General features: G+C 63.8%; 25 protein-coding genes. 21 read left to right on the top strand and 4 right to left on the bottom strand.

The window, feature by feature from the left end; genetic code table 11:
• Window positions 1-51: 51 nt before the first annotated feature.
• Window positions 52-1,596 (bottom strand): acyl-CoA synthetase, encoded by a 1,545-nt coding sequence (locus YU9_RS0113040; protein WP_027573238.1) that lies wholly within the window; start codon window positions 1,594-1,596, stop codon window positions 52-54.
• A 149-nt stretch (window positions 1,597-1,745) separates the two neighbouring features.
• Entirely contained in the window at window positions 1,746-2,918 is a 1,173-nt protein-coding gene (locus YU9_RS0113035; RefSeq protein WP_027573237.1) for an acetyl-CoA C-acetyltransferase, read from the bottom strand.
• 209 nt (window positions 2,919-3,127) lie between these two features.
• On the opposite strand from YU9_RS0113035, the gene YU9_RS0113030 reads away from it, so the two are divergent.
• From YU9_RS0113030 to YU9_RS0112995, 8 genes are all read left to right on the top strand, one after another.
• Complete coding sequence (locus tag YU9_RS0113030; RefSeq protein WP_027573236.1) at window positions 3,128-3,730, top strand: TetR family transcriptional regulator; 603 nt, start codon at window positions 3,128-3,130, stop codon at window positions 3,728-3,730.
• A gap of 67 nt (window positions 3,731-3,797) precedes the next feature.
• Entirely contained in the window at window positions 3,798-4,556 is a 759-nt protein-coding gene (locus tag YU9_RS0113025; protein ID WP_027573235.1) for an SDR family NAD(P)-dependent oxidoreductase, read from the top strand.
• A 211-nt stretch (window positions 4,557-4,767) separates the two neighbouring features.
• A complete protein-coding gene (locus YU9_RS0113020) occupies window positions 4,768-5,574 on the top strand; it encodes an enoyl-CoA hydratase/isomerase family protein (RefSeq protein ID WP_027573234.1) in 807 nt (268 codons plus the stop codon).
• A gap of 43 nt (window positions 5,575-5,617) precedes the next feature.
• Window positions 5,618-7,489, top strand: a complete 1,872-nt coding sequence (locus YU9_RS0113015; protein WP_027573233.1) for an AMP-binding protein — start codon at window positions 5,618-5,620, stop codon at window positions 7,487-7,489.
• Between the two features lie 27 nt (window positions 7,490-7,516).
• Window positions 7,517-8,644 carry an acyl-CoA dehydrogenase family protein gene (locus YU9_RS0113010; RefSeq protein WP_027573232.1) on the top strand — a complete coding sequence of 376 codons (1,128 nt, stop codon included), beginning with the start codon at window positions 7,517-7,519 and terminating at the stop codon, window positions 8,642-8,644.
• A gap of 108 nt (window positions 8,645-8,752) precedes the next feature.
• Entirely contained in the window at window positions 8,753-9,997 is a 1,245-nt protein-coding gene (locus tag YU9_RS0113005) for an acyl-CoA dehydrogenase (RefSeq protein ID WP_027573231.1), read from the top strand.
• 172 nt (window positions 9,998-10,169) lie between these two features.
• The gene (locus YU9_RS0113000) at window positions 10,170-11,414 is read left to right on the top strand and encodes an acyl-CoA dehydrogenase (protein WP_027573230.1); all 1,245 of its coding nucleotides are present in this window, start codon (window positions 10,170-10,172) and stop codon (window positions 11,412-11,414) included.
• Between the two features lie 128 nt (window positions 11,415-11,542).
• Complete coding sequence (locus tag YU9_RS0112995; protein ID WP_027573229.1) at window positions 11,543-12,256, top strand: nitroreductase; 714 nt, start codon at window positions 11,543-11,545, stop codon at window positions 12,254-12,256.
• A 101-nt stretch (window positions 12,257-12,357) separates the two neighbouring features.
• Here the strand turns inward: YU9_RS0112995 and YU9_RS0112990 are convergent, their stop codons facing one another.
• A complete protein-coding gene (locus tag YU9_RS0112990; RefSeq protein WP_018316216.1) occupies window positions 12,358-12,906 on the bottom strand; it encodes a sigma-70 family RNA polymerase sigma factor in 549 nt (182 codons plus the stop codon).
• Window positions 12,906-13,139 (bottom strand): NepR family anti-sigma factor, encoded by a 234-nt coding sequence (locus YU9_RS0112985; protein ID WP_024337325.1) that lies wholly within the window; start codon window positions 13,137-13,139, stop codon window positions 12,906-12,908. Before YU9_RS0112985 ends, YU9_RS0112990 begins: the two co-directional genes overlap by 1 nt.
• 218 nt (window positions 13,140-13,357) lie before the next feature.
• Between YU9_RS0112985 and YU9_RS0112980 the strand changes: the two genes are divergently transcribed.
• From YU9_RS0112980 to YU9_RS45675, 13 genes are all read left to right on the top strand, one after another.
• Window positions 13,358-14,164 carry a response regulator gene (locus tag YU9_RS0112980; protein ID WP_027573228.1) on the top strand — a complete coding sequence of 269 codons (807 nt, stop codon included), beginning with the start codon at window positions 13,358-13,360 and terminating at the stop codon, window positions 14,162-14,164.
• 140 nt (window positions 14,165-14,304) lie between these two features.
• Complete coding sequence (locus YU9_RS0112975) at window positions 14,305-14,919, top strand: nuclear transport factor 2 family protein (RefSeq protein WP_027573227.1); 615 nt, start codon at window positions 14,305-14,307, stop codon at window positions 14,917-14,919.
• A gap of 460 nt (window positions 14,920-15,379) precedes the next feature.
• Window positions 15,380-16,519, top strand: coding sequence for a patatin-like phospholipase family protein (locus YU9_RS0112960; RefSeq protein ID WP_027573226.1), 1,140 nt, complete (start codon window positions 15,380-15,382; stop codon window positions 16,517-16,519).
• A 58-nt stretch (window positions 16,520-16,577) separates the two neighbouring features.
• On the top strand, window positions 16,578-18,656 hold the full coding sequence (locus tag YU9_RS0112955) for a tetratricopeptide repeat-containing protein (protein ID WP_027573225.1): 2,079 nt from the start codon (window positions 16,578-16,580) through the stop codon (window positions 18,654-18,656).
• A gap of 270 nt (window positions 18,657-18,926) precedes the next feature.
• Window positions 18,927-19,334, top strand: a complete 408-nt coding sequence (locus YU9_RS0112950) for a hypothetical protein (RefSeq protein WP_027573224.1) — start codon at window positions 18,927-18,929, stop codon at window positions 19,332-19,334.
• 111 nt (window positions 19,335-19,445) lie between these two features.
• Window positions 19,446-21,323 (top strand): molecular chaperone HtpG, encoded by a 1,878-nt coding sequence (gene htpG / locus YU9_RS0112945; protein ID WP_027573223.1) that lies wholly within the window; start codon window positions 19,446-19,448, stop codon window positions 21,321-21,323.
• Window positions 21,324-21,441: 118 nt separating this feature from the next.
• The gene (locus tag YU9_RS0112940) at window positions 21,442-21,720 is read left to right on the top strand and encodes a DUF3551 domain-containing protein (RefSeq protein ID WP_027573222.1); all 279 of its coding nucleotides are present in this window, start codon (window positions 21,442-21,444) and stop codon (window positions 21,718-21,720) included.
• Between the two features lie 32 nt (window positions 21,721-21,752).
• Entirely contained in the window at window positions 21,753-22,019 is a 267-nt protein-coding gene (locus tag YU9_RS0112935; RefSeq protein ID WP_027573221.1) for a DUF3551 domain-containing protein, read from the top strand.
• Window positions 22,020-22,246: 227 nt separating this feature from the next.
• Window positions 22,247-24,061 carry a long-chain-acyl-CoA synthetase gene (locus tag YU9_RS0112930; RefSeq protein ID WP_027573220.1) on the top strand — a complete coding sequence of 605 codons (1,815 nt, stop codon included), beginning with the start codon at window positions 22,247-22,249 and terminating at the stop codon, window positions 24,059-24,061.
• Between the two features lie 145 nt (window positions 24,062-24,206).
• The gene (locus YU9_RS0112925) at window positions 24,207-24,452 is read left to right on the top strand and encodes an acyl carrier protein (RefSeq protein ID WP_015688794.1); all 246 of its coding nucleotides are present in this window, start codon (window positions 24,207-24,209) and stop codon (window positions 24,450-24,452) included.
• Window positions 24,439-25,821, top strand: coding sequence for a class I adenylate-forming enzyme family protein (locus tag YU9_RS0112920; RefSeq protein ID WP_027573219.1), 1,383 nt, complete (start codon window positions 24,439-24,441; stop codon window positions 25,819-25,821). Before YU9_RS0112925 ends, YU9_RS0112920 begins: the two co-directional genes overlap by 14 nt.
• Window positions 25,814-26,536 carry an SDR family NAD(P)-dependent oxidoreductase gene (locus YU9_RS0112915; RefSeq protein WP_027573218.1) on the top strand — a complete coding sequence of 241 codons (723 nt, stop codon included), beginning with the start codon at window positions 25,814-25,816 and terminating at the stop codon, window positions 26,534-26,536. The genes YU9_RS0112920 and YU9_RS0112915 overlap by 8 nt, the downstream gene beginning before the upstream one ends.
• A gap of 197 nt (window positions 26,537-26,733) precedes the next feature.
• Window positions 26,734-26,919, top strand: a 186-nt coding sequence (locus YU9_RS45675; RefSeq protein ID WP_156951850.1) for a helix-turn-helix domain-containing protein, incomplete at its 3' end; no start/stop codon positions are given.

The raw sequence follows: 26,919 nt of genomic DNA, 5'->3' as shown, positions 1-26,919 counted from the left end.
GCGGCGCACCGTGAAGGACGCTGCGCCGCGTCTAGGACACGAGACTTTCCGTTAAATCTTCGCCGCCGTCTTCGGCCAATACCTGTCGCGCAAATGCCGCTTCACCAGCTTGCCGGTCGGCGTGCGCGGCAGTTCGGCTTCGAAATCGATCGAGCGCGGGCACTTGATGGCGGAGAGGCGACCCTTGCAATAGGCGATCAAATCGGCCTCGAGTGCCTTGCCGGCGCGGCTCATGTCGTGCGGCTGCACCACCGCCTTGACCTCTTCGCCCATCTCCTCGTTCGGCACGCCGAACACGGCGACGTCGGCGACCTCGGGGTGGGTGATCAGCACGTCCTCGGTCTCCTGCGGATAGATGTTCACCCCGCCGGAGATGATCATGTAGGACTTGCGGTCGGTGAGATAGAGGAAGCCGTCCTTGTCGAGATAGCCGACATCGCCGAGCGTCGACCATCCCTTGGCGTTGTAGGCCTTCTTCGTCTTCTCGGGGTCGTTGTGATAGGTGAACGCGGGCGCGTCGGCGAAATAGACCGTGCCGATCTCGCCAACCGGCTGCTCCTCGTCGTTCTCGTCCAGAATCTTGATCTTGCCGACCACGGCGCGGCCGACGCTGCCGCGGTGGTCCAGCCATTGCTGCGAGTTGCAGACGGTGACGCCGTTGCCTTCCGAGCCAGCATAATACTCGATCAGGATCGGTCCCCACCATTCGATCATCTTTGCCTTGACGTCGATGGGGCAGGGTGCGGCAGCGTGGATCGCTCCCTTCAATGTGGAAACGTTGTACTTGGTGCGCACATCGTCCGGCAGCTTCAGCATGCGCACGAACATGGTCGGCACCAGCTGCGATTGCGTCACCTTGTATTTCTCGACCAGCCTCAAGAATTCTTCGGCGTCAAAGTGCTCCATGATGATGGAGGTGCCGCCGAGCACGATCGCCATCATGTTGAAGCGCAAGGGAGCCGCGTGATACAGCGGCGCCGGCGACAGATAGATGCTCTCCGCGTTCATGCCGCACATGTCGGCGCAGAGCACGCGCAGGAAGGCGTTCGGCACGTCAATCCTGTTACCCTCGAAGGCTTTCTTGATGCCCTTGGGCCGGCCAGTGGTGCCGGAGGAATACAGCATGTCGTAGCCGGCAACCTCGTTGGCGATCGGCGTGGTCGGCTGCGCGCCCGCTTCCTGGTCGTAGGAACGGAAGCCGGGCAGTGGCTCGTCCATCATGTAGAAGATCGGCTCGCCTGCCGTGCCCTTGATCAGGCCCTTGATCTGGTCGGCGCATTTTGGCGTGGTGATGACGACCTTGGCGCCGCAATCGGCGATGATGTATTCGATCTCCTCCTGCTTCAGGTAACGGCTGATCGCGGTGTAATAGAGCCCGCTGCGTTGCGCGGCCCAACAGAGCTCCATGAAGGCGAGGCGGTTCTCCATCAACAGCGCGATGTGATCGCCGGCCTTCAGGCCGAGCGAGCGGAAAAGATGCGCGCCCTGGTTCGAGAGCTCGTCGAGCTCGCGATAGGTGATCGCCTTGCCGGTCCCGGCCATCTGGTAGGCGATCTTGTCGGGCGTCGTCTTTGCGTGGATGGAGGGGTGGGTCATGGCGCCAATTCAATACCGGCAAAACGTTCCCCGGACGCAGCGCAGCGCGAAGCGGTGCGCTGCAGATCCGGGGTCCACTGTGAGGCATGGGTCCCGGCTCTGCGCCGCAGCGTTTCACGCTGCAGCGCGTCCGGGACACGAGAGAGGGGTTACAGCCGCTCCACGATCGTCACATTCGCCATGCCGCCGCCCTCGCACATGGTCTGGAGGCCATAGCGCTTGCCGCGCTGGTGCAGGGCGTGGATCAGCGTGGTCATCAGCTTGGTGCCGGAGCCGCCGAGGGGATGGCCGAGCGCGATGGCGCCGCCGTTGACGTTGAGTCGCTCCGGATCTGCGCCGGTGGTCTTCAGCCAGGCGGTGGGCACCGAGGCAAAAGCCTCGTTGACCTCGAACAGGTCGATGTCGCCGATCTTCATGCCGGCCTTCTCCAGCGCGCGCTTGGTAGCGTGCAGCGGCGCATCCAGCATGATGACAGGATCGCCGCCCATCATGGTCATGTGATGGATACGGGCGAGCGGCTTGACGCCGAGCTGCTTCAGGCCCTTCTCGTTCACCACCATGACGCCGGAGGCGCCGTCGCAGATCTGGCTGGCGCTGGCCGCGGTCAGCTTGCCGTTCTCCGCGATCAGCTTGACGCTCTTGATGCCGTCGAGGCTGACGTCGAAGCGGATGCCTTCGTCGATGTGGTGGGTGTCCTTGCTGCCGTCGGCGCGGGTGATCTCGAGCGGCACGATCTCCTTCTTGAAGTGCCCGGCTTGCGTTGCCGCAATCGCACGCTGATGGCTGTTGTAGGAGTATTCGTCGAGCTCATCCTTGGAGAGGCCATAGCGCTCCGCCATCATCTCCGCGCCGGTGAACTGGCTGAACACGATGTTCGGATACTTCTTCTCGATGCCCGGGCTCTTGTAATTGCCAAAGCCGTTCTTGGCCGGAAGCTGGGACGACAAGCCCATCGGCACCCGCGTCATCGATTCCACGCCGGCCGCGATCACCACGTCCATCGAGCCGGACATCACCGCTTGCGCGGCGAAGTGCAGCGCCTGCTGCGAGGAGCCGCACTGGCGGTCGATCGAGGTGCCCGGCACGCTCTCCGGCAGCTTTGATGCCATCACCGCGTTGCGGGCGACGTTGTTGGACTGCTCGCCGACCTGCATCACGCAGCCCATGATCACATCCTCGACCTGGGCCGGATCGACCTTGGTGCGATCGACCAACTCGTCCAGCACCTTCGCGGCGAGATCGGCCGGATGCCAGCCGGCGAGGCGGCCCCCCTTGCGCCCGCCCGCGGTACGCGCAGCGGCGACGATGTAAGCCTCGGCCATTTCGGTCTCTCCCATGATTGTTCTGAATTGGGTTGTCGGGGGCGGATTTAAGGGGTGCGATATCGTTTAGTCAATCGATCAATTAACTCTTGTGATGAGGCGCTGCTTGGGCTTATCTGCGCCCCGTTTCCAGCGGCCAAACAGGGATCTCCGTGGCTACCAGCGTACCGAACAGGCTCCCCGGCGGGAAAAATTCCACGGCAGAGAAATTGCTCGTGGCCGCCAGCGAGCTGATGATCGAGCGCTCCTCGATCGAGATCTCGCTCTCCGATATTGCGCAGAAGTCGGGCGCCAACGCCGCGCTGGTCAAATATCACTTCGGCAACAAGGACGGCCTGTTGCTGGCGCTGCTCGCGCGCGATGCCGCAACCGAGATGTCCAATCTCGAATATCTGCTGGCGCAGCCGATCACGTCGACGGCGAAGCTGAAGCTGCATATCGCCGGCATTATCCGCGCCTATCATCGGTTCCCGTACATGAACCGGCTGATCCACTATCTGCTGCACGAGACCAGCGCGAGCTCCGCCGATGAAGTCTCGAAATTCTTCGTTGCGCCGCTATTGGACTTCCATCGCCGCCTGCTGGCCGAAGGCGTCAGCCGCGGCGAATTCCGCCAGACCGATCCGGTGTTGTTCTACACCAGCCTGATCGGCGCCTGCGATCATCTGTTCTTCGGCCGGCACGCGATGTCCCGCGCGACTGGCGTCGGCCCGGTCACCGACGACGTCTGCCGGAAATACATCAAGCACATGGAAGCGCTGATCTGCGGCGGCATCCTCACGCAAGCCGAGGAAGCTGCCGCGGCCGGATAGTCGACCGAACTCCCAAGCCTAGAGAAGACAAGTCCAGAGAAGAAACGCCCAAGGAAAGGTACAAGCGATGCAGTTGAAAGACGTTGCGGTTCTCATCACCGGCGGTGGCTCGGGCCTTGGCGCCGCGACCGCCCGCGCCATGGCCGCGAAGGGCGCCAAGATCGGCGTGATCGACCAGAGCAAGGAGAACGCCGAGAAGGTCGCCGCTGAAGTGAAGGGCGTCGCGCTGCACGCCGACGTCACCAGCGAGGAGCAGATCAAGGCCGCGATCGCGAAAGCGGAAGCCGCGCATGGCGTCGCGCGCGTGCTGATGAACTGCGCCGGCATCGGTGGCTCGCAGCGCATCGTCGGCCGCGACGGTGTTTATCCGCTGGAAAAGTTCGCGCGCATCATCAACGTCAATCTGATCGGCACCTTCAACTGCCTGCGCCTGTTCGCCGAACGTCTCGTCACTGCGGAGCCCATCGGCGAAGAGCGCGGCGTCATCATCAACACCGCTTCGGTTGCCGCTTACGAAGGCCAGATCGGCCAGATCGCCTATTCGGCCTCGAAGGGTGGCGTCGTCGGCCTCACGCTGCCGGCCGCGCGCGATCTCGCCAGCCAGAAGATCCGCGTCAACACCATCGCGCCCGGCCTGTTCTTCACGCCGCTGCTGATGGGCTTGAACGAAGAGGCCCGCAAGAGCCTGGGCGCCCAGGTGCCGCATCCGTCGCGTCTCGGCGACGCCGCCGAATACGGCATGCTCGCGGTGCACATCGTCGAGAATCCGATGCTGAACGGCGAGACCATCCGCCTCGACGGCGCGATCCGTATGGCGCCGCGGTAAGCAGCGCTCTTTTTACCCTCCCCTGGAGGGGGAGGGTCGATCGCGCGAAGCGCGAGCGGGGTGGGGTGATCTCTCCACTCGGGCAGTCTCTGCGCGGAGAGACTTTCACCCCACCCCGTCTCACATTCCGCTGCGCGCAATGTGAGCCGACCCTCCCCCTCCAGGGGAGGGTGGGAGACGGTCTCCGTGTGGCAAGAAAGTGAGAGGCCCCATGTCCCAACCGTTGCTGATCGAGCATGACGACGGCGTCGACCGGGTGACGCTCAATCGTCCTGACAGCCTCAACGCGCTCGATCCTGCGTTGATCGATGCGCTCAACGTCTATTTCCAGAGCCTGCAGCGCAACCGCGACACCCGCGTGGTGGTGCTGAAGGGTGCCGGCAAGAATTTCTGCGCAGGCCTCGACCTCAAGGCGGCAATGGCGCGCCGTGCCGGGCAGCAGGAGCCGCCTGGCGTCATGGAGTCGCTGGACTCGCAGCGCCGCATTGCCGACATCGTGATGTTGATGCGGCGCTGTCCGCAGCCAATCATCTCGCTCGTCCAGGGCGCGGCGGCCGGTGGCGGCTTTGCGCTGGCGCTGGCCTCCGACATCCGCATCGCCACCAAATCGGCGCGGATGAACTGCGCCTTTATCAAGCTCGGCCTCGGCGGCTGCGACATCGGTACCAGCTATTTCCTGCCGCGGCTTGTCGGCGTGTCCGTCGCATCCGAGCTTATCCTCACGGGGCGCTTCATCGGCGCCGAGCGCGCGCTCGCGGTCGGCCTCGTCTCGGAGGTCGTCGACGAGGACAAGCTCGACGAAGCGGCTGCGCCTTATGTCGAGGCGATGATGACGGCTTCTCCCGTGGGGCTGCGGCTGTCCAAGGAATGTCTCAACATGAGCGTCGATGCTGGATCGCTGGAAGCTGCGATCGCGATGGAGGATCGCAACCAGGTCCTGTGCAGCCGCTCGGAAGAGTTTTCGGAAGGCATCAGGGCCTTCCTTGAGAAGCGAAAGCCTGTCTATATCAGGCGCTGAACCACGAAGATCCGCAAAGGACAGCAATTCCGGGAGACGCAAAATGAGTGGGAGCGCGGCGGCGGTGATGACAAGGCCCGCCTTTCGCAAGGTTCAATGGCTCAAGCGCGACATCGATGTCGAGCGGCGCGCCGACGGCACCGTGGTGCTGAAGTCGCGCATTCCGCTGCAGCCCTATGAGAAGCACATCCCGGCATCGCTGGCGAAGTGGGCGAAGGAAGCGCCCGAGCGCATTTGGCTGGCACAGCGCGGCGGCCCCAACCGCGAATGGCGCAAGGTGTCTTATGGGAAAGCCAAGCGCACCGTGGACGCGCTGACTCAAGGATTGCTGAATCTCAAGCTTGCGGGACGGCCGGTCACGATCCTCTCCGGCAATTCGATCGAGCACGCCCTGATGACGCAGGCTGCGATGCAGGCGCGCGTCCCCGCGGCGCCGGTGTCGCCGGCCTATTCCCTGATGAGCCACGATCACGTCAAGCTGAAATATTTGTTCGACCTGATCAAGCCGGCCGTGGTGATGGTGCAGGACGGCCCGATCTTCGAGAAGGCGCTGAAAGCGCTCGACCTTAGCGGCGTTACCGTGGTTCACGTCGCGCGGCCTTGCGACGACATCAAGAGCGTCAGCTTCGCCGAGCTTGCGGCAACGCCGGTGACCAAGGACATCGAGGAGTCGATCGCGAAGATCACGCCCGACACGGTCGGCAAGCTGCTGTTCACGTCAGGCTCGACCGGCATGCCCAAGGCCGTCATCAACACGCAGGAGATGATGTGCGCCAATGCGGCGATGATGATGCAGGTGCGGCCGCGCGATCCCAGCGGTCCGATCTCGACCATGCTGGACTGGATGCCGTGGAATCACACCATGGGCGGCAATGCGGCGTTCCACCCGATCCTGGTCGATGGCGGCACGCTCTATATCGATGACGGAAGGCCGATGCCGGGCCAGTTCGAGGAGACGCTGCGAAACCTGCGCGAGATCTCGCCGACCTATTACGCCAACGTGCCCGCCGGCTATGCCGCGCTCGCGGCGGCGATGGAGAAGGACGACGCGCTCTGCCGCTCCTTCTTCAAGAATTTGTCGATCATGGCCTATGGCGGCGCGCGGCTGCCGGACGATCTCTACGACCGCATGCAGGCGCTGGCGGTGAAGACCACCGGCGAGCGCATCGTGTTCTACACCGGCTGGGGCTCAACCGAGACCGCGCCGACCTCGACCGGCACCTATTGGGACACCGAGCGCGTCGGCCTGATCGGTCTGCCGTTCCCGGGCGTCGAGTTGAAGATGGTGCCCTGCGGCTCGAAATACGAATTGCGGCTGCGCGGCGTCAACGTCACACCCGGCTATTTCGGCCAGCCGGAGCTGACCAGGAAGATGTTCGACGAGGAAGGTTTTTACTGCATCGGCGACGCCGGCATCTTCGTCGACGATTCCGATCCGGAGCAAGGCATCATCTTTGCCGGCCGCGTGGTGGAGGACTTCAAGCTCACCACCGGCACCTTCGTGCATGTCGGCTCGCTCAGGACCGATGCGATCGCAGCCGCAACGCCGGTCGTGCACGACGCGCTGGTCGCGGGGCAGGACCGCCCGTTCATCGGCCTCTTGGCCTGGCCGAACCTGCATGCCTGCCGGCAGCTCACCGGCAATGCCGATCTGAGCTTTGCCGATGCGGTGAAGCATCCCGAGGTGATCGCCTGTTTCAAGCGCGGCCTGGAAGCCCACAACCGTGAATGCGAAGGCGCCAGCAGCCGGGTCATCGCGCGCGCGATGCTGATGGTCGAGCCGCCCTCGATCGACGGCAATGAGCTCACCGACAAGGGCTACATCAACCAGCGCGCCGGCCTCGAACGCCGCGCCGCGCTGGTGGAGCGGCTCTATGCGGATAAGCCGGACCAAGAAGTCATCATTCTCAAGTAATTGACATCATCAACACGGGTACGCGCCATGAACTTCGATTTCTCCGACGATCAAAAACAGCTCCGCGACCAGGCGCGCAAGTTCCTCGCCGAGAAGTGCTCGCCCAAGGCGGTGCGCGTCGTGCTCGACGGCAAGGCGCCTTACGACAAGGATCTGTGGAAAGGCCTCGCCGAGATGGGCTTCCTCGGCGTCGCCATCCCTGAGGAGTTCGGCGGCGCCGGCGCCGGCCATCTCGAGCTGTGCGTGATCGCGGAGGAGATGGGCAGGGCCAACGCGCCGGTGCCGTTTTCTTCGACGGTGTACCTCGCCGCCGAAGCGCTGTTGATCGCGGGCAGCGAGGCACAGAAGAAGAAATGGCTGCCTGCGATTGCTTCCGGCGAGGCGATCGGGACGCTGGCGCTGTTCGAGGGCAAGGGCAATCCGTCGCCGAAGAACGTCAAGCTGACGGCTGCGAATGGTGTGCTCAACGGCGTCAAGAAGCCGGTGCCCGATGGCGCGATTGCCGACTTCGCCGTGGTCGCTGCGCGCACGGGATCGAGCGGGCGCGACGCTGACATCTCGCTGTTCCTGGTCGATCTCAAAGCGGGTGGCGTCGAGGTCAAAGGCCTCACCAATCTCGATCCGACCCGCGGGCAGGCCGAGATCACCTTCAGGGATTGCAAGGCGGAGCCACTCGGCGCCGCGGGCGAAGGCTGGGGCATCCTCACCGAGGTGCTCGACCGCGCCGCGGTGCTGTGCGCGTTCGAGCAGGTCGGCGGGGCTGATCGCGCCTTGGAGATGGGCCGCGACTACGCGCTCGACCGCATCGCCTTCGGCCGTCCGATCGGCTCGTTCCAGGCGGTCAAGCACATGCTCGCCGACATGTACGTCTCCGCGACGCTGGCGCGCTCCAACAGCTATTACGGGGCCTGGGCGCTCTCGACCAATGCGGCCGAGCTGCCGGAAGCTGCGGCCGCCGCGCGCATCAGCGCGACGCAGGCGTTCCAGCACTGCGCCAAGAATAACATCCAGGTTCACGGTGGCATGGGTTTCACCTGGGAGTTCGACTGCCACATGTACTACCGCCGCGCCAATGCGATGGCACTCGGGCTCGGCAGCCTGTCCTATTGGGAAGACCAATTGATCGACAGGATGCGGAAGAAGAACGCGGCGTGATGTCATTCCGCGGCGCGCGAACCCGGAATCTCGAGTTGAGTCGATAACCTCTGGATTCCGGGTTCGATGCTGCGCATCGCCCCGGAATGACGGAAGAAGAGAACAAAGATGAACTTCGACGACACCCCACAGGAAGCCGAGTTCCGCGCTACCGCCCGCGCCTGGATCAGCGCGAACGCGCCGAAGCAGTACGAGGACGAGCTGCGCAAATCCTCGCTCGGCCGCACCCAGCTCAAGAACGCCAACATTCTGGAGGTCGCAAAGGCCTGGCAGAAGAAGAAAGCCGACGCCGGCTGGGCCTGCCTGCACTGGCCGAAGGAATATGGTGGCCGCGGCGCCTCGCCGATCGAGCGCGTGATCTGGCAGCAGGAGGAGGGCCCGTTCGGCAAGCTCTCGCACATGTTCATCATCGGCCATGGCATGTGCGGGCCGACCATGATGGCGTTCGCGCGCGAGGAGCATAAGCGCAAATATCTGCCGCCACTCGCTTCCGGCGAGAACGTCTGGTGCCAGCTGTTCTCCGAGCCGGCCGGCGGCTCCGACGTCGCGGGCCTGCGCACGCGCGCGGAGAAGGATGGCGACGAGTGGATCATCAACGGCCAGAAAATCTGGACGTCGGGCGCGCATTATTCCGACTACGGCATTTTGCTCACCCGCACCGATCCGACCGTGCCCAAGCACAAGGGCCTCACCATGTTCTTCCTGGACATGAAGAGCCCCGGCGTCGAGGTCAGGCCGATCAAGCAGGCAAGCGGCGCTTCCGACTTCAACGAGGTCTATTTCACCAATGTGCGCATCCCCGACCATCAGCGCCTCGGCGAGGTCGGTGACGGCTGGAACGTCTCGCTGACCACGCTGATGAACGAGCGGATGTCGATCGGCGCCGGTGTTGCGACCGGTTTCCCGGAGCTGTTCGAATATTGCTCCAGCCTGATGCTCGACGATGGGCCTGCGATCGAGGATCGCGCGGTGCGCTCCAAGCTCGCGAACTGGGCGGTGAAGGCGAGCGGCCTGCGCTACACCAGCATGCGCGCGATCTCGGCGCTGTCGAAGGGCGAGCGGCCGGGGCCAGAGAATTCGATCGGCAAGCTGGTGGCGGGCGCGATGATCCAGGATGTGGCGACCTACGCGCTGGATTTGCAAGGTGCGGCTGGCGTCGTCAGCGGTCCCGAAGACGCCGAAGTGGCCGGCCGCTTCCAGGCCATGCTGCTGCGCGCGCCGGGCACCCGCGTCGAAGGCGGCACCGACGAGATCATGCGCAACGTCATCGCCGAGCGGGTGCTGGGCCTGCCCGGCGATATCAGGGTCGACAAGGACGTGCCGTTCAACAAGATCCCGACAAAGGGAAGATAAGTTTCGTGTCCCGGACGCGATGCAGCACGAAGTGCTGCTTCGCAGAGCCGGGACCCAGAAAGCTACAATGGGCCCCGGCTCTGCAGCGCACCGCCATAGCGCGTCTGAGACGCGCGTAAACGCGCTAATGGCGCTGCGCAGCGTCCGGGGCACGAGAGAGGAGAGTTCGAAGATGAATTTCGACGACACCCCGCAGGAAGCCGCATTCCGCGAGACCGCGCGGAAATGGATCGAGGCCAATGCGCCGAAGGCGCTGCATGCCGAGCTGTCAAAATCCTCGCTCGGCCGCATTCGCCTTGCCAATCACGACATCGTCGAAGTCGGCAAGGCCTGGCAGAAGAAGAAGTTCGAAGGCAATTGGGTCTGCCTGCACTGGCCGAAGGAATATGGTGGCCGCGGCGCCACGCCGATCGAGCGTGTGATCTGGCAGCAGGAGGAGGGCGTCTACGGCAAGCTGACGCAGCCGTTCCAGATCGGCGAAGGCATGTGCGGCCCGACCGTGATGGCCTTCGGCAGCGAGGCCGCCAAGCGCCGCTATCTGCCCAAGCTCGCATCAGGCGAGGAGATCTGGTGCCAGCTGTTCTCCGAGCCTTCCGCCGGCTCCGACGTCGCGGGTCTGCGCACGCGCGCCGAGAAGAAGGGCGACAATTGGGTCGTCAATGGCCAGAAGATCTGGACCTCGGGCGCGCATTATTCCGACTACGGCCTCCTCATCGCGCGCACCGACCCGAACGTACCCAAGCACAAGGGCCTCACCATGTTCTTCCTGGACATGAAGAGCCCGGGCGTCGAGGTGCGCCCGATCAAGCAGGCCAACGGCATGCAGGAGTTCAACGAGGTCTATTTCACCGACGTCGTGATCCCCGACAGCCAGCGGTTAGGGGCCGTCGGCGAGGGCTGGAGCGTGTCGCTGACCACGCTGATGAACGAGCGCATGTCGATCGGCGCGCGGCTTGCGACCGGCCTGCCTGAGATGTTCGAGTTCTGCTCCAATTTGATGCTGGAGGACGGGCTCGCCATCGACGATCCCGCCGTGCGCTCGAAGCTTGCGAGCTGGGCGGCGAAGTCGAGCGGGCTGAAATACACCAGCTACCGCACGATCTCGGCGCTGTCGAAGGGCGAGCGGCCGGGCCCGGAGAACTCGATCGGCAAGCTGGTTTCCGGCATAATGCTGCAGGACATCGCGACCTACGCCATGGACCTGCAGGGCGCAGCCGGTGTTCTCACGGGCAACGACGAGGAGACGGTGCAGGGCCAGTTCCAGCAGATGCTGCTGTCCTCGCCCTCGGTGCGCATCGCCGGCGGTACCGACGAGATCCTGCGCAACATCATCGCCGAGCGCGTGCTGGGCCTGCCCGGCGACATCCGCGTTGACAAGGACGTGCCGTACAACAAGATCCCGACCAAGGGACGGTGAATATCCTCGTGTCCCGGACGCGGCGCAACGCGCCGCGAGCCGGGACCCAGAATCCCACAATGGGCCCCGGCTCTGCGCCGCATCACTTCGTGCTGCGTCGCGTCCGGGGCACGAAAGCGAGACTAGCCATGGACGCCAAAGTGCCCAATGCCCGCTACTCCATCGACGATCGCATCGGCGTGCTCGAAGAACTCCTCAACGAGCGCTACTCTGCCCGCGCGTTTCTTCCCAGGGAGGTCGATCGCGCGACCATCGAGCACGTGCTGACCATTGCGCAGCGCACGGCGTCCTGGTGCAACAGCCAGCCCTGGCAGGTCATCATCGCCAGCGGCGAGGCCAAGGAACGTTTTCGCAAGGAGATCTACGCCGAGGCCTCAAATGGCCTCGGCGACGATTACGATTTCACTCCGCCGCGTGAATATGTCGGGGTCTATCTCGATCGTCGCCGCGAGAGCGGCTTCCAGCTCTACAACACGCTTGGCATCGCCCGGGGCGACAAGGCCGCCTACGCCAAGCAGGCGCTGGAGAACTACAATTTCTTCGGCGCGCCGCATGTTGCCATCATCCACACCAACGAGCCGCTCGGCATCTACGGTGCGATCGATTGCGGCGCCTATGTCTCCAATTTTATGCTGGCGGCGCAGGCGCTCGGGCTAGGGACGATTCCTCAGGCAGCGCTCGCGCGGCATTCCGGCCTGATCCGTCGCCACTTCAATCTGCCCGACGACCGCCGCGTCGTCTGCGGCATTTCGTTCGGCTATGCGGACAATGCGCACAAGGTCAACAGTTACCGCACCTCGCGCGCGAGCGTGGCCGAGACCGTAACCTTCGTGGATGTGTGATCGCGTGCCATGAGCTCGACGTTCATCGGCGTCAGACGCACGCGAAGACGACCGTGGAAACGGCCGTCTTTGTCTCGTCCCGGTCCGATTGACGCCGGCTGTCAGCCGCCGCTGCCGCCGATCACGGCCCGCACGGTCTCGTCGGGGCCGAAATCCTCGGCGCCGTCGACATAGAGCAGCGCGGCGAGCTTCGAGCGGGCGCGGTTCACGCGGCTCTTGATCGTGCCGACTGCGCAGCCGCAGATCGAGGCCGCGTCCTCATAAGAGAAGCCAGAGGCGCCGACCAGGATCAACGCTTCACGCTGATCCTGCGGAAGCTTGTCCAGCGCCGTGCGAAACTCCTCGAATTCGAGATGCGCGTTCTGCGAAGGCTGTGTCTTCAGCGTCTTGGCGTAGTTGCCTTCGGCATCCTCGACCTCGCGCCGTCGCTTGCGATAGTCGGAGCGAAACAGGTTGCGCAGGATCGTGAACAGCCAGGCCGGCAGGTTGGAGCCGGGCTGGAACGAGTCGATGTTGGCGAGAGCGCGCAGCAGCGTCTCCTGGACCAAATCGTCGGCGCGGTCCGCATTGCCGCTAAGCGAGATGGCGAAGGCGCGCAGACTGGGCACGGCCGCCAGGATGTCGTTACGCAGGGAGTCCGTGAGAGGCATTAATCCCTCCCATTGTTGTTGTCGTTGGATCCGCCCTCATTTTCCACGTGGGGTGTCGCTCCCGGCGCATCAAGCTTCTTGATCAGCTCTGCGAACCGATCCGGAACCCCTTGACGCACGACATCGTCGTACATGGCGCGCAACTGGTGCCCGATCCGGGATTGAATCTCCGGAGTAAGGCCTCCCTTGCCGGGGGTCGTGCTTCTGCTGGCTTGAGACTTGAGATCTTTCATGACCTGTTCCACGTTTCCCCGAGTTAAGTGACTGTAAAATCGAGAGGTTTTCTCAACCGGGAGCCGTTCCCTGGATAGGCACAATTCCAGGTTCGTGAAAAAGTTCCCAGCCCAGCGGAACTTTTCTTGGCCTGATGCGTAATCAGCCCAGCAGGGGAACCCGGGCCCCCCGCATGACGCCTGACCTCAAGGTTGGCCCGGAGACGAATGGAGTGGGGATGTCCCGTTCACAGCTTGTTGCTGAACACTTGCCGTTGTTGCGACGGTACGCGCGCGCCCTGACGGGCAGCCAGGCCTCCGGTGACGCCTATGTCGCAGCCATGTTGGAAGCCATGCTGGGAGATCCGTCGGTGCTCGACGAGAGCCATGGGCCTCGGGCTGGCCTGTTTCGGCTGTTCACCCAGATCTGGAATTCGGTCTCCGTCAACGACGATGCCGAGGTGACGACCCTGCCGATGCCGCCGGAGCGGCGGCTGTCGAACATCACGCCGCTGCCGCGTCAGGCCTTCCTGCTGCTTTCGCTCGAGGGCTTTTCGGAAGAGGAAGTCGCCTTCATTCTCGGCACCGATGTCGCGGAAACGCGGCGGCTTGCGGACGCTGCCGGACGCGAGATGGCGGCCGAGATCGCGACCGACGTGCTGATCATCGAGGACGAGACCTTCATTGCCATGGACCTCGAGAGCCTGGTGAAGAATCTCGGCCATAACGTCGTCGGCGTTGCGCGCACGCATGCCGATGCGGTGGCGCTGGCCAAGAACAGGCGGCCCGGCCTGATCCTGGCCGACATTCAGCTCGCCGACGGCTCGTCGGGCCTCGACGCCGTCAACGAGCTGCTGCGCACCTTCGAGGTGCCGGTGGTGTTCATCACCGCCTACCCCGAGCGCTTCCTCACCGGCGAGCGTCCCGAGCCGGCGTTCCTGATCTCAAAGCCGTTCCAACCCGCGATGGTGTCGGCGGTCGCGAGCCAGGCGCTGTTCTTCCAGCGCAATTCGCGCAATCGCACACCCAAAGCGCCGGCGGCTTAAGGAAAGCGCCGTTTCGCGACACGATTTGATCCGGCGTGCTGCAAGGCACGCCGGATTTTTCGTGTCGGCCTTCTGCGCTTGACGCGCATCCACTTCGCCGCTCATACCTCATGCATCTATCCCAGTCGGAGATGTGCCTTATGGACCAGCAAATCCTCGATCGCCTCGCCATCCGCGATCTTGTCGAGAACTGGGCGGTGTGGCGCGACGCCGGCGACTGGGAGCGCTTTGCCACGCTGTGGCATGACGAGGGCTGGATGTCCGCCACCTGGTTTCAGGGACCGGCGCGGGACTTCATCCGGGTCAGCGAGGAGGGCTTCGCCAGGGGCGTGCGCATCCTGCACTTCCTCGGCGGCACCAGCATCGATCTTGCGGGGGCGCGGGCCATCGCCCAGACCAAGATGACGATCTCGCAGCGCGCCCTCGTGCACGACGTGCTCTGCGACGTCGTCTGCACCGGGCGCTTCTACGATTTCCTGGAGAAGCGGCAAGATCAATCAGGCATCGGCAAATGGGGCATCGTCCGCCGCCAGCCGATCTATGAGAAGGATCGGATCGATCCGGTCGATCCCGCCGCGACACTGCGCCTCGACCAGAAGGCGCTCGCCGCGCTGCCCGAAGGCTACCGCCACCTCGCCTACATGCAGGAGCTGATCGGCTACAAGGTCAAGCGCGACATGCCGGGCCTCACCGGCACGGAAGTCGAAAAGCTTTATGGCGAGGGGCGAGAATGGCTGGCAGCAAAGGTCTCTTGAGACCCCGAGCGATGGCAGCGCGCTATTGAGTTTACGGCCGACCGCGCCATATCGCCTGATCCTGTCGCGCGTGAGCGTCCCTTCGGTTCAGCCGGCAATCACCGGACGTAACTGCTCGCCTTTGTTTTGATTGGCGACAGGAAGCTGCTTCATGAATTCCTTGCTTCGCCTCAGCCAAGGCTCCGGCGTCTGCCGCACCATCTGACGATTTTTCTGCGTTTCCAGCGCGATGCCATGAACGATGGCGAGGCGGCGGTCTGATCTTCTCGTCCGGCAATCTCGGCCACTATGCTTTAGGCTGTGTTTCGTGCAAGATGGTTGTCTTGAAGCGACCGATTTTGAAGGTCGGATCGAATTTGATGCCGCGGCACATTCCGTAGCCGTCGCATATGAGAATTGTGAACCATCGAATTGCTGCAGCCGGCATCGCCGGCAGCCTTTTGCCGCCTGGGAGGGTCGGATGCCCAAGACCAAGCAACAACATCTGGACGCGACGAACGGACCAAAGCGGATACTGGCGCTCGATGGTGGTGGGATACGCGGCATTCTTACCCTCGAATATCTTGAAGTCATGGAGCGCGAGTTCAGGAGACGATTCGACGACCCGAAATTCCTGCTCTGCGACTATTTCGATCTCATCGGGGGGACATCGACCGGGTCGATCATTGCGGCCGGTCTGGCCTGCGGATTGACGGTGGAGCAACTCAAGAAGCTCTACACCGGGATCGGGACGGATGTTTTCCAGGCCGAGTTCTGGAGGCTCGGGCTGCTGGCGCCAAAGTTCAAATCCGAACCACTTCAAGCTGCGCTCGATGAGCAGCTCGGGGCAGATACGACGCTCGACAGCGAGCGCATCCGCACCGGCTTGATGATCATGACGAAGCGCCTCGACACGGGCAGTCCCTGGCCGCTGCACAACCATCCCGCGGCTCGATATGCCGCGCAGGACGGCAAGTTGCATTTGACCAAGGTGGTCCGGGCGAGCACGGCAGCACCGACCTATTTCAAGCCTCAGGAGATCGACATCTCCTCGCGTGAGGGAAACGTCGTCGCCGGCGCGTTCGTCGACGGCGGTGTGAGCCCTTTCAACGACCCGTCGTTGCAACTGCTGATGCTGGCCGCGCTCGATGGCCATGGTTTTCACTGGCCAACCGGCAGAGACAAGTTGTTGCTGGTCTCGGTCGGCACGGGCGCGTTCAAGAAGACTTACACGGCGGAACAGATCACGGGCATGCCTGCGGCCGAGCAGGGCCTGCGATCGCTGCAATCGCTCATGGATGATTGCGGGCGCGTCAATCAGGCAATGCTGCAATGGCTGACGAACTGCCTGACGCCATGGGCGATCGACCGTGCTGTGGGGGATATGAAGCTGGACAGCCAGAGCGGCCCGCAACTCGCCACCTATGCACGTTATAACGTGCTCCTTGAACCGGGCTGGCTGAAGACCACGGTCAAGCTCGACCTTGCGCCGGAAGCTGTCGCGAAAATCGCGGCGATGGATGATCCCAACAATATCGCGGACCTTGCCGACATCGGGCGGCTTGCCGCGAAGGAGCAGGTCAAGCCGGAACACTTCCCGCCCTGCTTCGATGTAAGCTGATCCGGCAGCGGCCGGTGCTCAGACGCAGGCTTCTGAGCCAGACCTGAGGATCGCAGTCATGGAAGTAACGCGCGCTTTCATCGTTCGTCCCTTCGGCACGCAGGACGGCATCGATTTCGATCGGGTGGAAAGGGATCTTATCGGACCTGCGCTCAAGCAGGCCGGGATTGAAGGCCGCACCACGCTCGAGATTACGCGGCAAGGCAATATTCGAGAGGATATGTTCCGGCTGCTGGTGCTCTCCGATCTGGTGATCGCCGACGTCTCCATCCACAACGCCAACGTCTTCTACGAGCTTGGTATCCGGCACGGCTTGCGCGATCGGCACACCCTGCTGATGCGCGCCAAGGACACGCAGGACAAGTATCCCTTCGATCTTCAGACCGATCGATATGGTCAATACGACCCGGCGAATCCTGCCGCCGCGCTCCCTGGCTTCGTCGAGTCGCTCAAGGCGACGCTTGCCGACACCAACAAGGACAGCCCGGTCTTCAAGTTGCTCCCGCGTCTGACGCCGCACGACCGGGCCGCGCTCATGGTCGTGCCGTTCGATTTCCAGGAAGAGGTCGAGATCGCGCAAAAGGCGGGTCGCGCCGGCGACCTGCGGCTGCTCGCTCAGGAGGTCCGCGGCTTCGAATGGGGGAGCGCGGGATTGCGGATTGTTGGCGACGCGCAATTTCGGATCAAGGCCTTCGCCGGAGCCAAGGAGACGTTCGAACTGCTTCGGGGCTTGGACAGTAACGATTTTCAGGCCAATTACCGCCTGGGCACGATCTATCAGAAGCTGGCGGCCAGGGCCCTTGGTCCCGATTCAAAGCTCGACTGCATCACGCGTTCGGAACAGGCGATCAATCGGGTACTCGCCCGCACGATGCCGCCGAATGATCGCGATGAGACGCCCAAGGAATCGGCGGAGCGGCGGTTTCACCGCGCCGAAGGGCATTCACTGCTGGGAAGCAACGCCAAGACGCGATGGATTGACGATTGGCAGGCCGCAGCGTCCGCAGACGCGCAACGCGAGGCGGCCCTCCGCTCGCCACATCTTGCCTCCGGCATCCAGCATTATCTCGATGGCTTCGCCGAAGATCTGGACAGTTTCTATGCGGCGATCAACGCGCTTGCGATGCTGACGATCCAGATCGGTCTCGCCAAAGCGCTCCCCGACGTCTGGGCTGAAACTTTCGATGACGGGGACGCGGCGATCGTGCTCAAGACCAGCGAACGCCGCGCGGGTCGTCTCGCTGCGGCGTTACACCTGGCCGTCGGCAACGATGACAAGGTGGTGCGGAAGGGCGAGAAATTCGACGTCTGGAAGGAGATCAGCCGTGCGGACCTGACGTTCCTCACGGCCGAGAGGCCGGCACAAGCCGGGACCGCCTATCGAAGGAGCCTGGCAAATGCGGGTCCGTTCGAAATCGACGCGGCGCGGCGCAATCTCCTGCTGTTTCGCGAGCTCGGGGTGCTGTCGGCAAATGTCGAAGCCGCGCTGAAGGAGATGAACCAGGCTGCACCGGATAAACCCGCGGCGCTGCCCGTGCGGGTCATCCTTTTCACTGGCCATATGCTGGACACGTCCCGCCGGGACAAGAACGACCCGCGTTTTCCCAACACGCCCGAGGCCGTGGCCGCGGCGCGCAAGATGATCGAAAAGGCGGTCAAGGACGAGATGAACGAGGATGGCGGCGTCGCCTTCGGCATCGCAGGCGGGGCTTGCGGCAGCGATATCCTGTTCCACGAGGTCTGCAACGAGCTCGGCATCCCGACACAGCTCTTGCTGGCCTTGCCGGAGGCCCAGTTCCAGGCCGAATCGGTCAATCACGGAGGGGTGGATTGGGTGATGCGGTACCAGCAACTCTGCCAACGCGTGGCGCCTCGCGTGCTTGCCGAATCCAAGGACTTGCCGCGCTGGCTCTCCGGCAAGAAGGGTTACGATATCTGGCAGCGGAATAATCTCTGGATGATGTTCAACGCCCTCGCCACGCAAGCGCGTTACCTGACGCTGGTCGCGCTCTACAATCGCGAGAAAGACCCCGACGGCCCCGGGGGCACGGCGCATCTCGTGACTGTCGCGGCGGACTGGGGTTTCAAGACGGTCGAGCTCGACGCGCGGCAATTGCTGAAGGCCGGCGGGTCGTGAGTCGAAGCCGGACGGCGGCGATGGGCGAAAAAAATAAGGCGCGACTGGCATCACCACAGTCGCGCCCTACGTCGCCGGCTTATGGGGCAGGGGGGAATAGCCGGCTGCTGAGACGACTCCCGACCGGCAGAGTCGTTCCACAGGTTGCGAAATATTTTGCCGGCCCTGCGGCATTTTTCGCACACGGTTAAGTGATCGTAACGGTCGAGAACCCCCGATCCTCCGGCGGCGTTGTTCCCGCGATCGCCATGGGGCGAGGGATCGACAGCCATGTCACAGATTCAAAAGGTATTTTTGGGCGCCGTCGCGATCGCCGCGACGCTCGGTGCCGCGCAATTAGCCTCCGGCCATGATCTGGCTGACCGCTGGCAAGCGGTCGCCGACAAGGCTGACAAGCCGGGCCACAACGTCAATCGCGCCGCGAAGGCGGACCGGCTCGCGGAGATCAAGCCGGCAGCAGTTCCCACCCGCACGGTGTCGATGCGGCTGAACGACCTCGCCGATACGTCGGTGCTGCTGCGGGTCCCCGCGGTAATCGAGGCCGGCAACGCCAAGCCGCCAGTGCTGCTCCAGAACCAGAAGAAGCTTCGCAGCAAGCCGACGATCGCCTGTGAGCCGGTGGTCAGCTCCCTGACCGAGGTCGCAAGGCTGCTCCAGCCCGGCCGCTGCGTGACCTGACCCGCGCCTGTTGAGGTGGCCGCGCGGGGGCGGATGCTTCACATCCTCTTGATCCGCCGTCGCCTCGCGCTATATCCGGGTTCCTCCCTTTTGTTTTGACCGGGTAAGCGCATGACGACGTCAGATACGGCTGTGCATACGCAGCCTTTCCAGGCCGAAGTTTCCGAACTGCTGCACCTGATGGTGCACTCCGTTTATTCCGAAACTGACATCTTCCTCCGCGAACTCATCTCCAATGCCTCCGATGCCTGCGACAAGCTGCGCTACGAAGCCATCGCAAGTCCCGCTTTGCTGGGCGAGGGCGACGCGCTCAAGATCCGCATCGTCCCGAACAAGACGGCCAGAACGCTCACGATCGCCGACAACGGCATCGGCATGGAGCGGCAGGAGCTGATCGACCACCTCGGCACCATCGCCCGCTCCGGCACCAAGGCGTTCGTGTCCAAGCTGAAAGAGGCCAAGGATGGGCTCGGCCTGATCGGCCAGTTCGGCGTCGGCTTCTATTCCGCCTTCATGGTCGCCGAGAAGATCGTCGTGATCAGCCGCCGCGCCGGCGAGAGCGATGTCTGGACCTGGACGTCCTCCGGCGGCTCCGGCTTCGAAATCGCCCGTGCCAGCGACGAGGAAGCGGCGCGCGTGACGCGCGGCACCGAGATCGTCCTGCACCTGAAGGACGCCGCCAAGAAATATCTCGAGACCTACGAGATCGAGCGCATCGTCACGGCCTATTCCGACAACATCCTGTTTCCGATCGAGCTCGTGCCGGAAGAGGGCGAGCCACGGCAGATCAATTCGGCCAGCGCGCTATGGCAGCGCGCGAAATCCGAGCTGACGGCAGACGACTACAAGAAGGCCTATCAGCAGATTGCGTCTGCCTTCGACGATCCCGCCATGACGCTGCACTACCGCGCCGAGGGACGTTACTCCTACGCCGTGCTGCTGTTCGCGCCCTCGACCAAGCCGTTCGACCTGTTCGAGCCGAACCGCAAGGGCCGGGTGAAGCTCTACGTCCGCCGCGTCTTCATCACCGACGATGCCGATCTGTTGCCAGGGTACTTGCGCTTCATCCGCGGCGTCGTCGACAGCGAGGATCTCCCGCTCAACATCTCCCGCGAGATGCTCCAGAACAATCCGCAGCTCGCGCAGATCCGCAAAGCCGTGGCGACCCGGGTCGTGTCCGAGCTCGAAAGTCTTGCCGACAAGGATCCGGAGAATTTTGCCAAGATCTGGGACGCCTTCGGCGCGGTGCTGAAGGAAGGCATCTACGAGGATTTCGAGCGGCGCGAAAAGCTGCTGGCGCTGTCGCGCTTCACCACCACGTCGGGCGACAAGCGGTCGCTGAAGCAGGTCATCGCCGATTTCAAGCCGAACCAGACCGAGATCTATTATCTCGTCGGCGACAGCATCGAGCGGCTGAAATCCAATCCGCGGCTGGAAGCTGCGACCGCGCGCGGCATCGAGGTGCTGCTGCTGTCCGATCCTGTCGATGCTTTCTGGACCTCGATGCCGTCGGAGTTCGAAGGCAAGCCGCTGAAGTCGCTGAGCCAGGGCGATCTCAATCTCGACCTGATTCCGCGCCTCGACGAAGCGGACGAGGCGAAGAAGGACGAGCCGGCCGCGGATGAAGCGGCCACTATCGCTGTGATCAAGGCCGCGCTCGGCGAGCGCGTCAGCGACGTCAAGGCCTCGACGCGCCTGACCAGCTCGGCCTCTTGCCTCGTCGCCGACAGCCAGGGCCCCAGCCGCGAGCTCGAGCGCATCTTGGCGCAGCAGAACCGCGGCATGAAGACCAAGCCGATCCTCGAGATCAACCTGCGCCATCCGCTGGTCACCGCGGTCACCAAGGCGCAAGCTGGCTCGAAGGTCGTCGACGATCTCAGCCTGCTCCTGCTCGAACAGGCGCAGATCCTGGACGGCGAATTGCCGGAAGACCCGGCCGCGTTCGCGGCAAGGCTGAATCGGCTCGTGTTGCAGGGGCTCGGCGGCTAGCTCGGCCACTCACCTTGCCATCATCTGTCCCTGGGAACAGTCGCCTCTTGCGTGGTGTTATGCCATATGAGGCGGCTGGCGTCCGCGTCGCCGCCGTGACCAACTCGAGGATTCCTCCATGCGTTTGCCGATTTTGACCCTCACGGCGGTCGCCGCGCTGTTCGTCGCGGCCGATGCCAGCGCGCAGACCTACGATCCGCGCTACCCCGTGTGCATGCACGTCTATACGCCCGGCGGCTTCACCGGTGGCGGCGGCGACTATTACGACTGCTCCTTCACGTCGCTGCCGCAATGCCGGGCTTCGGCCTCGGGCCGCGCGGCGAGTTGCGATCTCAATCCCTATTACGCGTTCGACGAACCGCCGCCACCGCGCCGGCGTCACAAGAAGGTGTACTGAGATCCGCGATGCAGCGTACAGGAGCATTCTTCGTGCGTCTCTCGTCTAGCCTGATCAGTGCTGTTGCGGCAGCGCTCGTCGTCGCGCCATCGCGTGCGCAGACCTTCGATCCCCGCTATCCCGTCTGCATGCACGTCTATTCCGGCGCGAATGGCGGTGGCGGGGAGTGGTACGAATGCTCCTTCACCTCTCTGCCGCAGTGCAGCGCCACCGCATCGGGGCGCGCCGCGACCTGTGACCTCAATCCGTATTATCCGGTCAACGCGCCGCCGCGCCTGCGTTACAGGCGAAGCGGTTAGCGCCGGGACATCGCCGGCCGCAAGCGGGGCTGGGGGACACGCGGAGCGCGTCCGAATGAATGGAGTTTCTGTCGTGAGAATCCTCTTGGGCCGCACGCCGATCGGGCCGGCTCGGTAAAGGATCACCAGAGTTAATCGCGCACTAACCGGCTTTTACCTTGTCTCTTAACGCCTGGGCAGGACGCCGTGGACTAAGCTGCCGGGACCAGCAGACACGTTCCGAAAGCATGAACGGCATGACCACCGGCGTCATCGAGCAAACGAAAGCCGCGCGCGCGCCGTCGGCATCAAAGATCTGGCTGAAGGCCATCGAGCTCACCGCGCGGATCGAGATGCTGCCGGATCGGCTGTTCGCCGACGTTGTCGACGATTGGGCGCGGCGCCAGCCTGGTCGCATCGCGCTGGTCACGGATGACGCAGCGCTTGACTATGAAGGCTTGTCGAAGCGCATCAACCGCTATGCACGTTGGGCGCGCTCGGTCGGCATGGCCAAGGGGGATACCGTCGGGCTGATCGTGCCGAACGGCATCGACTATGTCGCGGCCTGGCTCGGCATCAGCCGGATCGGCGGTGTGGTTGCGCTGATCAACACCAATCTCATCGGCCAATCGCTCGCGCATTGCCTCGATGTCGCAAGGCCGGCGCACATCATCGTCGCGCACGATCTGGCGGCGACGCTGGAGAGCGCGAAGCCGCATCTGAAGACAGAGGCGAAGATCTGGACCCATGGCGACGCCCGCAGCGACCGCGCGATCGATGTCGCGCTCACGGCGCTCGACGATGCCCCGCTATCGCCGGACGAGCATGGCGGCGTCACCATCGACGACCGTGCGCTGCTGATCTACACGTCGGGCACCACCGGCCTGCCAAAGGCGGCCAGCATCAGCCACCGCCGGATCCTCAATTGGGGCTTCTGGTTCGCCGGCCTCACCGGCGCCACGCCGCAGGACCGGCTCTATGACTGCCTGCCGCTGTTCCACTCGGTCGGCGGCATCGTCGCGCCATGCAGCATGCTGGCCGCCGGCGGCTCGGTGGTGATTGCCGAGAGGTTCTCGGCCTCGCATTTCTGGTCCGACATCGTGCGGCATGACTGCACGCTGTTCCAGTATATCGGCGAGCTCTGCCGCTACCTGCTGAAGGCGCCGCCGTCGGAATACGAGAACCGGCACCGCTTGCGGCTCGTCTGCGGCAACGGCCTGCGTGGCGACATCTGGGAGGATTTCCAGGCGCGCTTTTCCATTCCGCGCATCCTCGAATTCTACGCGGCGACGGAAGGCAATTTCTCGCTGTTCAATGTCGAAGGACAGCCGGGCGCGATCGGGCGCATCCCGCCGCTGCTCGCGCACCGCTTCCCGGCCAGTCTCGTCAAGCTCGACCCAGACAGCGGCATGCCGCTACGTAGCGACGAGGGCTTTTGCATCGCCTGCGCGCGCGGCGAGGAGGGCGAAGCCATCGGCCGCATCGGCACCGCGGAGGAGGGCGGCGGCCGCTTCGAGGGCTACACCGATGCCGGTGAGACTGAGAAGAAGATCCTGCGCGACGTCTTCGCCAAGGGCGATGCCTGGTTCCGTACCGGCGATCTGATGCGGATCGATGACAAGGGCTTTTTCCATTTCGTCGACCGCATCGGCGACACCTTCCGCTGGAAGGGCGAGAACGTCGCGACCTCGGAGGTCAACGATGCCGTGCGCGATTTCACCGGCGTGATCGATGCCACCACCTACGGCGTCGGCATTCCCGGCACCGATGGCCGGGCCGGCATGAGCGCGATCGTTGCGAACGAGGGTTTTGACATCGCCGCGCTGCCTGCTCATCTCGCGCAGCGCCTGCCGGCATACGCCTGGCCGGTCTTCGTCCGCATCTCGCGCGAGCTCGATGCCACCGAGACCTTCAAACAGAAGAAGGGGGATCTCGCGCGTGAGGGATTTGATCCGGCCGCGATCTCCGATCCGCTGTTCGTGCGCGATCCGAAGTCCGGTGCCTATGTGGGGCTGGACAGGGAGGCGTATGCGGCAATCTCGGACGGTACGATCAGGCTATAGCGGAACCAAAATCGAGAGATAGGTCCAATTTTATCTGAATTGTCCAAGAAGCCATTTACTTCTGTCGGGTAAACAGACGGCCATGGGGAGGCGGTCGTCAAGAGCCGCCGCAACACCGAGATCGATAACAAAAAGCGAGCCAGCCATGTCGGTAAGGTCTAAGGTCATTGAAGCAATCCAGCAGATCGCCAAGGAGCAGCACGTCACGCTTCCCGCACTGTCGGACGATCTGTCCCTGCACGAGACGGGCTTCGACTCGCTCGCCTTCGCGATTCTTGTGGCGCGCCTCGAGGATGAGACCGGCGTCGACCCTTTCACCATTTCCGAGGACGCCGCGTTCCCCGCCACGGTGGGCGATTTCGTGCGGGCCTACGAAAATGTCCCCGCGTGAGATCTTTGCGCTTCGCGACCATCTCGGCGCGGAGCTGAAAGGCCGGACGATCTCCGATGCGCACGATGTCGTGTCGCTGACCGACATCCTGTCGCACACGATCCTGGGCGGCCGCCTGCGCGAGCTGTCGGGCCGTGCTGTGCTGCTCAAGCTATCGGACCAGCTCCGGTCGGGCCTTGCCATGATCGAGCTCGACGGCATTGTCCGCCGCATGCTGCTGTGTCCGCCCGACCTCAATCCGGCGCATCTCGACGCCCTGATCGCGGATGCAGGGATCGATGCCGTCGTCACTGACGAGCCCGATCGCTGGGCGGAGACCGGCGTGTCGCTGGTCGTCGCCGCGCATTTGCCGCTTCAAGCCGCCGCGCCGGCCAAGACCGAGCGCGCCACCGAATGGCTGATGCTGACTTCGGGCACCTCGGGCGTGCCAAAGATCGCTGGCCATACGCTGGAAGCGCTGACCGGCGCGATCGTTGCCGAGGGCTACGGACGCGGACCTGCGCCAGTCTGGGCGACGTTCTACGACATTCGCCGCTATGGCGGCCTGCAAATCTTCCTTCGCGCCATCCTCTCCGGCGGCTCGATGGTGCTATCGGACCCGCATGAGGCATTGGCCGATCACGTCGCGCGGCTGAATGCGCGCGGCGTCTCGCACATCTCCGGCACGCCCTCGCACTGGCGCAAGCTCCTGATGAGCGGCTCGGCCGCGCAGTTCGCCCCGGCTTACGTCCGTCTCTCCGGCGAGATCGCCGACCAGGCTGTGCTGGACGGCTTGAAGGCAGCGTTCCTCAATGCCTCCGTCGGCCACGCCTATGCCTCGACCGAGGCCGGCGTCGGCTTCGCCGTGAATGACGGGCTCGAGGGCTTTCCGGCCGATTATCTCGGCAACCGCAACGGCGTCGAGATGAAGGTCGTCGACGGCTCGCTGCGGATCCGCTCGGCGCGCACTGCGCATGCCTATGTCGGCCGCAATGCGGCGGCGCTCACCGATGCCGACGGCTTCGTCGACAGCGGCGACATCGTCGAGCTGCGCGGCGACCGCTATTATTTCGTCGGCCGTCGCGGCGGCATCATCAATATCGGCGGGCTGAAGGTCCACCCCGAGGAGATCGAGGCGGTCATCAACCGCCATGCCGACGTGCGGATGTCGCGGGCCAAATCCCGCCGCAGCCCGATCACCGGCGGCATCGTCGTTGCCGACGTGATCCTCACTGAGGGCACCGATCCGGCGCGCGCGAAAGAGATCCGCGACCAGATCCTGGAGCAGTGCCGCGCCCAGCTCGCGTCCCACAAGGTGCCGGCGGTGCTCCGCTTCGTCGAGACGCTCGACGTCACCCCGGCCGGAAAACTGGCGCGCATCGATGCATAACGTTCTCGTCACCGGCGGCAGCCGCGGCATTGGACTAGCGATTGCGAACCGCCTCGTTGGTGCAGGCTTCAACGTGATCGCGGCCGCGCGGCGCGAGAGCGACGAGCTCAGGGCGGCCATCGCCGGGTCCGAAGGGCGCCTGCATTTCCGCGCCTGCGATCTCGCCGTGATCGATGCGATCCCGGCCTTTGCAAAACTGGTGCGAGACGAATTCGGCCCGATCTACGGCCTCGTCAACAATGCCGGCCTTGGCACTGAAGGCCTGCTCGCCACCATGCACAATTCAGAGATCGCGGCGCTGGTGCAGCTCAACGTGCTGTCGCCGATCATCCTCACCAAATATGTCGCGCGGCAGATGATGGCCGATGGTGCCGGCCGCATCATCAACATCTCCTCGATCATCGCGACCACGGGCTACAACGGCCTGTCGGTCTACGGCGCGACCAAGGCGGCCGCCACCGGCTTCACCCGCTCGCTCGCGCGCGAGGTCGGCAAGCTCGGCATCACCGTAAATGCGATCGCTCCGGGCTTCATCGATACCGAGCTGACCCACAATCTCTCCGACGAAGGCCGCAAACGCATCGCTGGGCGCAGCGCGCTGCGCCGTCTGCCGGAGACGGATGACGTCGCGCGCATGGTGGAATATCTGCTGGGGGAAGGTGGCCGCAATGTCACCGGGACGGTGTTCACTGTCGACGCGGGGAACACGGCATAAGCGGAACTCCGCGTCATGATCGCGTTGATCCGGTCCAATGACATCCAGCCGGATTTGGTCGTAAGATGCTCCGCAATCGATTGGGTTACGTCAATCGATCTGCCCTAGAGCATTTCCTCGCTTGATTGAATCGGAGGGATTCCGGTTTTTGGCGGATTGTGATTCAAGATGCTGACTGGATTGGAGGCCAGCATCGCATGACCCGNCCTCTTTCCCTGGATCTTCGCGAGCGTGTGGTGGCGTCGGTTTTGGCGGGCGAGAGCTGCCGATCTGTGGCGGAACGGTTTGGTGTTGCGGTCTCGTCAGTGGTGAAGTGGTCACAGCGACAGCGGGCGACCGGCTCGGTTGCGCCGGGCAAGATGGGCGGTCACCGTAAGCCCGTG

This window comes from Bradyrhizobium sp. WSM1743 (assembly GCF_000473065.1).
Taxonomy (GTDB): domain Bacteria; phylum Pseudomonadota; class Alphaproteobacteria; order Rhizobiales; family Xanthobacteraceae; genus Bradyrhizobium.
This window is presented reverse-complemented; position numbering and strand designations above follow the sequence as displayed.

What these genes read in the sequence shown, in the direction of transcription:
- YU9_RS0112940 (WP_027573222.1), top strand. Translation starts at nt 21,442, where the DNA reads ATGCGTTTGCCGATTTTGACCCTCACGGCGGTCGCCGCGCTGTTCGTC.
- YU9_RS0112960 (WP_027573226.1), top strand. Translation starts at nt 15,380, where the DNA reads ATGCCCAAGACCAAGCAACAACATCTGGACGCGACGAACGGACCAAAG.
- YU9_RS0112980 (WP_027573228.1), top strand. Translation starts at nt 13,358, where the DNA reads ATGTCCCGTTCACAGCTTGTTGCTGAACACTTGCCGTTGTTGCGACGG.
- YU9_RS0113040 (WP_027573238.1), bottom strand. Translation starts at nt 1,596, where the DNA reads ATGACCCACCCCTCCATCCACGCAAAGACGACGCCCGACAAGATCGCC.
- YU9_RS0113005 (WP_027573231.1), top strand. Translation starts at nt 8,753, where the DNA reads ATGAACTTCGACGACACCCCACAGGAAGCCGAGTTCCGCGCTACCGCC.
- YU9_RS0112950 (WP_027573224.1), top strand. Translation starts at nt 18,927, where the DNA reads ATGTCACAGATTCAAAAGGTATTTTTGGGCGCCGTCGCGATCGCCGCG.
- YU9_RS0112955 (WP_027573225.1), top strand. Translation starts at nt 16,578, where the DNA reads ATGGAAGTAACGCGCGCTTTCATCGTTCGTCCCTTCGGCACGCAGGAC.
- YU9_RS0113010 (WP_027573232.1), top strand. Translation starts at nt 7,517, where the DNA reads ATGAACTTCGATTTCTCCGACGATCAAAAACAGCTCCGCGACCAGGCG.
- YU9_RS0112975 (WP_027573227.1), top strand. Translation starts at nt 14,305, where the DNA reads ATGGACCAGCAAATCCTCGATCGCCTCGCCATCCGCGATCTTGTCGAG.
- YU9_RS0113035 (WP_027573237.1), bottom strand. Translation starts at nt 2,918, where the DNA reads ATGGCCGAGGCTTACATCGTCGCCGCTGCGCGTACCGCGGGCGGGCGC.
- YU9_RS0112920 (WP_027573219.1), top strand. Translation starts at nt 24,439, where the DNA reads ATGTCCCCGCGTGAGATCTTTGCGCTTCGCGACCATCTCGGCGCGGAG.
- YU9_RS0112995 (WP_027573229.1), top strand. Translation starts at nt 11,543, where the DNA reads ATGGACGCCAAAGTGCCCAATGCCCGCTACTCCATCGACGATCGCATC.
- YU9_RS0113015 (WP_027573233.1), top strand. Translation starts at nt 5,618, where the DNA reads ATGAGTGGGAGCGCGGCGGCGGTGATGACAAGGCCCGCCTTTCGCAAG.
- YU9_RS0112925 (WP_015688794.1), top strand. Translation starts at nt 24,207, where the DNA reads ATGTCGGTAAGGTCTAAGGTCATTGAAGCAATCCAGCAGATCGCCAAG.
- YU9_RS0112990 (WP_018316216.1), bottom strand. Translation starts at nt 12,906, where the DNA reads ATGCCTCTCACGGACTCCCTGCGTAACGACATCCTGGCGGCCGTGCCC.
- YU9_RS0113025 (WP_027573235.1), top strand. Translation starts at nt 3,798, where the DNA reads ATGCAGTTGAAAGACGTTGCGGTTCTCATCACCGGCGGTGGCTCGGGC.
- YU9_RS0112915 (WP_027573218.1), top strand. Translation starts at nt 25,814, where the DNA reads ATGCATAACGTTCTCGTCACCGGCGGCAGCCGCGGCATTGGACTAGCG.
- htpG (WP_027573223.1), top strand. Translation starts at nt 19,446, where the DNA reads ATGACGACGTCAGATACGGCTGTGCATACGCAGCCTTTCCAGGCCGAA.
- YU9_RS0113000 (WP_027573230.1), top strand. Translation starts at nt 10,170, where the DNA reads ATGAATTTCGACGACACCCCGCAGGAAGCCGCATTCCGCGAGACCGCG.
- YU9_RS0112930 (WP_027573220.1), top strand. Translation starts at nt 22,247, where the DNA reads ATGAACGGCATGACCACCGGCGTCATCGAGCAAACGAAAGCCGCGCGC.
- YU9_RS0112985 (WP_024337325.1), bottom strand. Translation starts at nt 13,139, where the DNA reads ATGAAAGATCTCAAGTCTCAAGCCAGCAGAAGCACGACCCCCGGCAAG.
- YU9_RS0113020 (WP_027573234.1), top strand. Translation starts at nt 4,768, where the DNA reads ATGTCCCAACCGTTGCTGATCGAGCATGACGACGGCGTCGACCGGGTG.